The sequence below is a fragment of the Phaeodactylibacter xiamenensis genome (assembly GCF_000759025.1).
GTDB lineage: Bacteria > Bacteroidota > Bacteroidia > Chitinophagales > Saprospiraceae > Phaeodactylibacter > Phaeodactylibacter xiamenensis.
Window position 1 is genome coordinate 1 of record NZ_JPOS01000108.1, and the last position, 2,321, is coordinate 2,321.

The 2,321-nt window shown below is 42.9% G+C and carries 3 protein-coding genes; 2 read left to right on the top strand and 1 reads right to left on the bottom strand.

Annotated features, from left to right (window positions below; all coding sequences use genetic code 11):
* Positions 1 to 45: 45 nt before the first annotated feature.
* Both IX84_RS29920 and IX84_RS29925 read left to right on the top strand, forming a co-directional pair.
* The gene (locus tag IX84_RS29920) at positions 46 to 501 is read left to right on the top strand and encodes a type II toxin-antitoxin system death-on-curing family toxin (protein ID WP_044230199.1); all 456 of its coding nucleotides are present in this window, start codon (positions 46 to 48) and stop codon (positions 499 to 501) included.
* 180 nt (positions 502 to 681) lie between these two features.
* Positions 682 to 1,101 (top strand): hypothetical protein, encoded by a 420-nt coding sequence (locus IX84_RS29925; RefSeq protein ID WP_052516527.1) that lies wholly within the window; start codon positions 682 to 684, stop codon positions 1,099 to 1,101.
* Here IX84_RS29925 and IX84_RS29930 read toward each other — a convergent pair.
* Complete coding sequence (locus IX84_RS29930) at positions 1,067 to 2,284, bottom strand: ISL3 family transposase (protein ID WP_044220381.1); 1,218 nt, start codon at positions 2,282 to 2,284, stop codon at positions 1,067 to 1,069. The genes IX84_RS29925 and IX84_RS29930 overlap by 35 nt on opposite strands.
* Positions 2,285 to 2,321 lie beyond the last annotated feature (37 nt).

Sequence of the window (2,321 nt, forward strand, 5' to 3'; positions counted from 1 at the left end):
GATTTCGACAAATATGGAGAGGTTTTTAAATCTCTTGCTTAAGAGATGGAGTACCTGGAAAGAGAGGATATTATCCTGATAAACCGCATGACGATTGATCAACATGGAGGAAATTTTGTTCCACCTAACAACCTGCTAAATGAAAATGGATTAGAATATGTGATAGATGCAGTAAAAGGAGAGATGTTTGGCCAAGAAATCTATTCAAAAATATTTGAAAAGGCAGCGGTTTACATGTTTTCGATAATATCCAATCATGTATTTCAAGACGGGAATAAACGGACAGGATTAGGAAGTGGGCTGTTATTCATGAAGTTAAATGGGTACAAACTAAAAGAAGACCTTTCAAAAATAGAAATAGGAGATAAACAAGTTCCAAAATCAGGATCGGGAACAAATGAAATCCTATTCAACTTTACCATGGAAATGGCATCAGGTGAAATAAGTTTAGATGAATCGAGGAAATGGTTTGAAGAGAATATTGAATCATTCAGAAATTAAGAATACCCGGAAAAACCACCTGCAGGCAACAATGGCTACATGCCATGCCGGTAAAAATCTTCGAGAGGAAAATGGAGATGGAAAAGCCGCTTCGCTAGCATTTGTGAAATAAAACGAAAATGGTAAATTTAGAGTCCGGCACGGCACGTAGCCGGGCCGTTCGCTGTCATATAGAATAATATGAAAAGGTATAAATCTATAGATGAGGTCATAAGAATAGGGCAAATTGAGGTTAATGGTCCTGTAGCAATAATAATGTTTGGTATTCCGATTATAGCTATTTTAGTAGCACCAATAATTATACCGAAAGAATATGTCGGAATTAGTACCGTAGCTGGATTATTTTTAGGTTTTATTTTGGCTTGGTTATGGTGGAGTTACAGAATAGTAAAATGGAGAATATGGGCATTCGAAAACACTGAGAAATCTGACTGGCAGAAGTTAAAAGAGAGAGCCATAAATCAGAAGTTGATTTGGAATGATGGAAGTATCTTTGAGAAAACAGAAATACGCTCAAGAGAAGAAAATCAGAAGATATTAGAAATAAACTGGCTCTTCGCCATATTTAGTGGATTTTCAAATCAAGTCCTCCGAGTTTGAAATAGATCATCAGGATGAAATTGTGTGGGTTCCGATAGCCTCTGGCAATTCTCTTTATTTCCTGAATCTTTAGGTTTACCCCCTCAGCGAAAGCATTATTAGCCAATCTTTTGAAGTAGGTCTTTATACCGTACCAATGGTCATGGAGCATATTGACAAACTCCTGGATGGGCTTGATCCCGCTGTCCCAAGCCATCTTTATCCACTCATTGAGCGGCTTGAGGCGCTTGGTGAACTGAGCCGCATCGAAAACTTCCCGGAATAGCTCTTTAAGACGGTAGGCCTGGCCCAGGTTAGGGAATGCTTCTTTTAACAAGTCCAGGCGCTGTTGCTGCTTTTGAGATAACTTGCTGGCATTGCGCAGCCATAAATACCGGCTGTGCTTGAGCGCCTCCTTGAACTGCTTTTGTTCTGCCCTTCGAATAGTATCAATGGCTTCATTAAGCTTTTTGACTAAATGAAAGCGGTCAAAAACCATCTCGGCTTGTGGCATGTAGGATTCGCAGGCTGCGATGTAGGAGCGTGACATATCTAGAGTCACCGACCGTACTGTGGTTCTGTCTGCGCCACGAGCTTCCATATCGATAAGTGCTTCGCCTACAGCTTTTTGGTCTTTGCCCAGAGATACGCCTACTACCTTTTTAGCTTGCCGGTCACATAGGATGGTCAGGTAGTTGTGCCCTTTCTTTCGTGAGGTCTCATCGACAGATAGGTCCTTGACCGCTCTTAGCTCCTGAGTAGCCAAAGCGTTGCTTACATGGCGGCCCACTATACGGCTAGCTATACGGGAATCAAAGCTGTAGTGGCGGCCAACTGCAGAGGCGCTCATGCCTTTATCCATAAGCTTTAGAACGTCAAGCTCAAACAAAAGGGTAAAGGAGCTGCCCGGCTCAGCCCAGGGCACAGCTACCAGGCGTACCTCTCCTGACTCCGTCTTCACCCGCGGCACACGTGCGTGCAGATAGCAGTCATGTTGGAAAAAACGCAGATGCCGCCAACTCCGCAATTGATGATCGTGCACAGGGCACAGCTCGCCCTCGTACTCAAATTTGACCCGCTTATGGTGGTCTACTTCAATATGGAGCTCCTTTTCTCCTTGTGCTGCATCTCGAAAGTCAATTTTCTTGATATACCACGGTGACTTTAGCGCTAGGGCTGCTGCAAATAGTTCGGTGTCTTTCATCTGCTAAAAATACAAAACCCACTATTAATGGCGAAGA